The sequence below is a fragment of the Faecousia intestinalis genome (assembly GCF_040096185.1).
Classification (GTDB): Bacteria; Bacillota; Clostridia; order Oscillospirales; family Oscillospiraceae; genus JAZOXB01.
Genome location: NZ_JBBMFF010000059.1, coordinates 1 through 6,346 on the forward strand (window position 1 = coordinate 1; position 6,346 = coordinate 6,346).

General features: G+C 63.3%; 5 protein-coding genes. All 5 read left to right on the forward strand.

Annotated features, from left to right (window positions below):
• The first annotated feature begins 168 nt into the window (after nucleotides 1-168).
• The 5 genes from WMO66_RS00780 to WMO66_RS00800 all read left to right on the forward strand — a co-directional run bounded on the left by WMO66_RS00780 (nucleotide 169) and on the right by WMO66_RS00800 (nucleotide 6,197).
• A complete protein-coding gene (locus WMO66_RS00780) occupies nucleotides 169-1,356 on the forward strand; it encodes a DEAD/DEAH box helicase (protein WP_349134501.1) in 1,188 nt (395 codons plus the stop codon).
• Complete coding sequence (locus WMO66_RS00785; RefSeq protein ID WP_349134502.1) at nucleotides 1,356-2,264, forward strand: DNA-processing protein DprA; 909 nt, start codon at nucleotides 1,356-1,358, stop codon at nucleotides 2,262-2,264. Before WMO66_RS00780 ends, WMO66_RS00785 begins: the two co-directional genes overlap by 1 nt.
• Before the next feature lie 91 nt (nucleotides 2,265-2,355).
• Nucleotides 2,356-4,197, forward strand: coding sequence for a glutamine--fructose-6-phosphate transaminase (isomerizing) (glmS, locus tag WMO66_RS00790; RefSeq protein WP_349134503.1), 1,842 nt, complete (start codon nucleotides 2,356-2,358; stop codon nucleotides 4,195-4,197).
• A 309-nt stretch (nucleotides 4,198-4,506) separates the two neighbouring features.
• The gene (locus tag WMO66_RS00795; RefSeq protein ID WP_349134504.1) at nucleotides 4,507-5,400 is read left to right on the forward strand and encodes a DUF2156 domain-containing protein; all 894 of its coding nucleotides are present in this window, start codon (nucleotides 4,507-4,509) and stop codon (nucleotides 5,398-5,400) included.
• The gene (locus WMO66_RS00800) at nucleotides 5,397-6,197 is read left to right on the forward strand and encodes a GNAT family N-acetyltransferase (RefSeq protein ID WP_349134505.1); all 801 of its coding nucleotides are present in this window, start codon (nucleotides 5,397-5,399) and stop codon (nucleotides 6,195-6,197) included. The genes WMO66_RS00795 and WMO66_RS00800 overlap by 4 nt, the downstream gene beginning before the upstream one ends.
• Nucleotides 6,198-6,346 lie beyond the last annotated feature (149 nt).

Here is a 6,346-nt window from a genome sequence, read left to right on the forward strand (position 1 = left end):
AAGTGTGAAAGGAAACCGTCAGGGTGTCCTTTCGCGTTCCATAACCCGCCGCAGCGGCAGAATTGCAAAATCATGCTTCAAAATTTATTTTGCAATTCCAGAAGCAGCTTGGCGAAAAAGCCCTGGAGGGACTTTTTTGACAAGCTGAATATAGGTAGGGGAACTGGTATGGAAACGACAAAGACATTTCAGGAGCTCGGTGTCAGCGAGGAGATCCTCCGTGCGCTGGAAAAGAAGGGCGTCGCAATGCCGACGCGCGTGCAGGAGGAGGCCATCCCGCCGCTGCTGGCGTGGCGCGACGTCATCGCCAAGGCGCCGACGGGAACGGGCAAGACGTTTGCCTTTGGCATCCCGATGATCGAGCATATCGATCCGCAGTCCGACGATCTGCAGGGCCTGATCCTGGCCCCGACGCGCGAGCTGGCCATCCAGATCGCCGACGAGCTGCGCGGCTTGCTCACATTTTATAAGGATATCCGTGTGACGGTCGTCTATGGCGGCCAGCGGCTTGAGCCGCAGATCCGCAGCCTGCAGCAGCATCCGCAGATCGTCGTGGCGACGCCCGGTCGTCTCATGGACCACTATAACCGCAAGAACCTGCGCCTCGACCGCATCAAGACCGTCATTCTCGACGAGGCGGACCGCATGCTGGACATGGGCTTCTTCGACGATGTGACAAAAATTCTCGACCGCATCAAGAATCGCACGAACCTCGGCCTGTTCTCCGCGACGATCTCGCAGGAGGTCATGACCGTCAGCTGGATGTACCAGCGCGACGAGGTGGAGATCACCGTCGCCCCGACGGAGGAGAGCAAGCCTGATATCGACCAGTATTCCATCACGGTCCCGCGGCTGGAGAAGGAGGAGGCCATGCTGCGCATCCTGCGCTCCGGCGCCTTTGAGCGCGTGATCGTGTTCTGCAACACGAAGGTCATGTGCCAGCGCCTGAGCGACGACCTGCGCCGCGCGGGCATCCGCGCCGACTGCCTGCATGGCGACATCAAGCAGGCCACGCGCGAAAAGACCATGGCCGATTTCCGCCATGGCAAGCTCCCGGTCCTCATCGCGACGGACGTTGCCTCCCGCGGCATCGACGTGGACGACGTCGACGGCGTCATCAACTACGACGTCCCCGAGGAGAACGAATACTATATCCACCGCATCGGCCGCACGGGCCGCGCCCGGAAAAAGGGCATCTCCTTCACGCTGCTCGGCTCGTTCCCGGAGAAGGCCAAGCTGGACGAGATCGCAAAATTTGCGGGCTTCCGCATCGTTCCGATGATCTTTGACGAATACGGCTGTCTGGTGCCCGCACCTGCAGAGGAAAAGCACCCGACATCCCGCAGGCGATTCTGATGCGCCCGGCGGAGGAGGGCCTGCTCCTGCTGTGCTGTGCGCTCGGCACGCAGGATGTGCCGCTGACCCCGGCGCAGTACCGCACGCTTGCCCGGCGCGTCCGGCAGACCTGTCAGGCCGGAGACGGCGAGGTGACGCCTGCCTATCTCCGGGCGCTCGGCTATCCGGAGGCGGCCGCCCTGCAGATCACGGCGCTGCTCGACCGGACGGACACGCTGCACCGCTATCTCGAGGCCGCTGCCGCACAGGGCATCACGGTCCTGACGCGCCTTTCGGACGGCTTCCCGGCGCGCCTGCGCCGCATGGGCGAGACGGAGTGCCCGCCCGCCCTGTTCTGCCGCGGCGACACGGCCCTGCTCGGCACGCGCTGCGTTGCGCTCGTCGGCTCGCGGCAGCTCCGGCCGGATAACCGCCGCTTTGCCGTGCAGGCCGGAAAGCTCGCTGCGGCCGAGGGCTTTACGCTCGTCTCCGGCGGGGCTGCCGGTGCGGACACCGCCGCGCAGGAGGCCTGCCTTGCAGCGGGCGGCCGGGTGATCTGCTTTGTGCCGGACAGTCTGCTGGACCATCCCGCGCGGCAAAACGTGCTGTATTGCAGCGCGGGCGGCTATGAGCTGCCGTTTTCCACGCCGCGCGCCCTGGCCCGCAACTGCCTCATCCACGCCATGGGCGAAAAGACCCTTGTGGCCCAGTGCGCCGAGGGAACGGGCGGGACCTGGTCCGGTTCGCAGTGGAACCTGCGCCGCGGCATGTCGGAGCTTTACGTCTTTGACGACGGATCGGCGGCAAGCGCGGCACTGCAGTCCTGCGGAGCGGAGAGGTTGCCGGATATTCCGGCGTCTCTCGCCCTGTTACGGCCCTTCCAATTGTCCATTTTCGATGGGAAATCGGACGAAAAGCGGAAAAAGTAAATTTTCAGTTGATTTTGACAAAGCAATCGTGTATAATCTCCGTACGACACCGAAGATCATGGATCTGACCTGACGTATGGAGGTTATTTTTATGTGTGGAATTGTTGGTTATGCTGGTTCGAAGCAGGCAGCTCCCATTTTGCTGGACGGCCTTTCCCGTCTGGAGTATCGCGGCTATGATTCCGCTGGACTGTGTGTTTTTTCGGAAGGGGAGCTGAAGCTCGCCAAGTCCAAGGGCCGTCTGGCCGTCCTGCGCACAAAGACGGAAAACGGCGCGACGCTCCCCGGCTATCTCGGCATCGGCCATACCCGCTGGGCGACGCACGGCGCACCCTCGGACGAGAATGCGCATCCGCAGCTGTCCACAAACGGCAGCATCTGCATCGTGCACAACGGCATCATTGAGAATTTCCTGCCGCTGAAGGAGTTCTTGCTGAAGCAGGGCAAGACGTTCCGCTCCGAGACGGACACGGAGGTCATCGCCAATCTGCTGGAATACTATTATGAACAGGAAAACGACCTGATGAAGGCCGTCCGCCTGACGCTCGGCCGGATCGAGGGCAGCTATGCGCTCGGCATCCTCTGCGCCGACCGGCCGGATTCCATGATCGCCGTCAAGAAGGACAGTCCGCTGATCTTCGGCTTCGGCGAGGGAGAGAACTTCATTGCCTCGGATGTCCCGGCCATTCTGCCGTATACGCGCAGCGTCGTGTATCTCAACGACGGCGATATGGTCGTGTTCACGAAGAATGCCGCGCAGTTCTATGACGCAAACGGTACGCCCGTGCGCAAGGCCCCTGAGCACATCGAGTGGGAGATGTCCGCTGCGCAGAAGGGCGGCTATCCGCACTTCATGCTCAAGGAAATTTACGACCAGCCCAAGGCCCTGCGCGACACGATCAATCCCCGTATCCGTGACGGCCGCGTTGTGCTGGATGACGTAAAGCTCGATGAGGGCTATCTGCGCGGTCTGCGCCGCATCTATATGGTTGCCTGCGGCTCGGCGTCCTATGTCGGCAATCATGCCAAGTATATTCTCGAGCGCACGACGCGCATCCAGGTCGAGCCGGTGCTCGCCTCGGAGTTCCGCTATTCCGAGCCGGTGCTCGGCGACGATACGCTCGTTATCATCATCAGCCAGTCCGGCGAAACGGCCGACACACTGGCCGCCCTGCGTGAGGCCAACGCCCGCGGTGCGCGGACGCTCGCCATTGTCAACGTGGTCGGCAGCGCCATTTCCAAGGCGGCGCACGACGTCATCTACACCTGTGCCGGCCCTGAGATCGCCGTTGCCACGACGAAGGCCTATTCCACGCAGCTGGCCGTCATCTACCTGCTGGCCATGTATATCGGCGAAAAGCTCGGCACGCTTGCGCCGGAGTGCTATGCCGCCATGCTCGAGGGCCTGCAGCGCCTGCCGGACCAGGTGGCGCAGATCCTTGTGCCGGAGAATCTGGCAAAGATCGAGGAGGCTGCGGAGGCCTTCAGCCGCAACCACGACGTGTTTTTCATCGGCCGCAACCTCGACAGCGCGACCTGCCTCGAGGGCAGCCTGAAGCTCAAGGAGATCGCCTATGTCCATTCCGAGGCCTATCCTGCAGGTGAGCTGAAGCACGGCCCTATCTCCCTCATCGAGGAGGAGACGCTTGTTGTGGCCCTTGCCACAGTCGAGAAGCTCTTTGATAAGACCATGGCCAATGTCCGCGAGGTCAAGGCGCGCGGCGCGCACGTCCTCGGCGTGACGACGGAGGACTTTGCCGGGGAAATCACAAAGTATGTCGACCGCAGCCTCATCGTGCCGAAAACGCACCCGCTGCTGCAGCCGAGCCTGACGGTCATCCCGCTGCAGGCCTTTGCCTACTATATCGCACTGGCCCGCGGCTGCGATGTCGATATGCCGCGCAATCTGGCCAAGTCCGTTACGGTCGAATAATTCAAAATTTTAGATTTCTGCGGAGGCTGCCATATGGCGGCCTCCGCCTTCGTTTGCAGTCTGTTGTGCGCACGAACTGCCCGCCAAGGGCGGACAATTCGCACACTGGCCGACTGAGCGGTATTTTCTCCGACGTATGCGCTGCCGGAGAAAATGATCTCACCTTCTTCGCCGACTTCGGGCGGCGAACGCTGCGAGGCTTTTTCCTGCATTGCGGAGCGGAGCAGAGAGGCCGCTGCTTGTTATTTTGCGGGATCTATGGTAAAATATCTTTATCCTATCCCAAAATTCTATGAAAGTGGTGAAACTATGTTGGACTTTCGCCCCATCTGCCTGGAGGACCGCGCATGGATCGAACCCGTGATGCAGGCTGCGGCTGGGCATGGCAGCGAGTTTTCCTTTGTGAATCTCTACCTGTGGGGGGACCAGCGCGTAGCGTCGGTGGACGGCACGCCCGTGTTCCTCAGCAATTTTTCCGGGAGCCTGACGTACCCGTGGCCCGTGGGCTGCCGGGATCTGCCGGGCACACTGGAGCTGCTGCGGCAGGACGCGCGGGAGCGCGGCATCCCGCTGCGCCTGTTCGGCCTGCTGCCCGAGGAGCGCGACCGGCTCGAGGCGCTGTGTCCCGGCCGCTTTCGCTTCCACAGCGTGCGCGACAGCGCGGACTATGTCTACGAGACGGAGCAGCTTGCCCAGCTGCACGGCAAGAAGCTGCAGGCCAAGCGTAACCACTGCAACCGCTTTGAGGCGGCCTACCCGGATTATCGCGTCCTGCCGCTGACTGCGGACCAGCTGCCGCGCTGCCGCGCCTTTACGGACGAGTGGTATCGCCTGCATTTTCTGGAGAACGACCCCGCGGACTACGCGTTGGAGCAGCGTGCCATCGGGCTGGCATTCGACCATTTCGATGCGCTCGGCATGACGGGTCTTGTGCTGGAGGTCGAGGACGAGGTCGTTGCCTTCGCCATGGGCAACCCCATCCGGCCGGATATGTTTGACGTGAACTTTGAAAAGGCCCGTGCCGATATGAACGGGCCGTATCCGATGATCAACCGCGAATTTGCCCGCCGGATCGCAGAGACGCCCTACCGCTTTCTGAACCGCGAGGACGACATGGGCCTCGAGGGCCTGCGCCGCGCGAAGGAAAGCTATATCCCGGACCTCCTGCTGGAGAAGCTGCTGGCAGAGGAGCTGCCCGCATGAGGGCGGCGCGACGCGACCTGCCCGCCCTGACGCGGCTGTGGCAGGCCTGCTTCGGCGATACCGAGGCGGAGGTGCGCGCGTTCTGGCAGGCGCTGTTCGACTGCACGCCCGTCTATCTGCGCCGCGCGCCGGACGGCAGCCCCGCTGCCATGCTGTGCGCACTCCCGGCGGAGCTGGTCGGCGACGACGGAGATGCTGTCCCTGCTGCCTATCTCTACGCCGTCTGCACGGCCCCGGCCCTGCGCGGGCGCGGCCACTGCCGCCTGCTCCTGCAGGAGGCGGAGCAGGACCTCAAAAGGCAGGGCATCCGCGCGGCCGTGCTCGTCCCGGCGGAGGAGAGCCTGTTCGGGTTCTATACCCGCTTCGGCTACCGGACCGTGTTCACCTGCCGGACTGAGACGGTCCCGGCGGCGCGCGGCGACTGCAGCATTACGCCGCTCACGCCGGATGGCTGGCAGAGCCTGCGCGAGCTGCAGCTCTATGACAGCCATCTGTCCTATCCGCCGGAGCTGCTGCGCTGGCAGGAAACGATCTCCCGCAGCAGCGGGGCTGGCCTTTACCGCATCGAGACGGGCGATGCCGTCTGCTGCGCCGCGGCGGAGCGGGACGGCGAAACGCTGCTCGTGCGCGAGCTGCTGCCGGACTGCCCGGAGGCCGCCGCCGCGCTGGCGGACAAGCTCGGATGCCGGGAGGCGTCCTTCCGCACGGCTGGCGGCACGCAGCCCTTTGGTATGGCTAAATCACTGGATGGGACGCCGCTCCCGCAGCGGGCCTACCTCGGCCCGGCGTTTGAGTAAGGCGGAACATGTACCGGCCCCCAAATTTGACGGTAGCGGCGGTCAGTGACCGCCATGCAGACTGGCAATATTTGCTGCAAATGTTCTGTGGCGCGAGGCCACCGGATTTGTCATTGCGAGGAGGCCGGAGGCCGACGTGGCAATCTCGG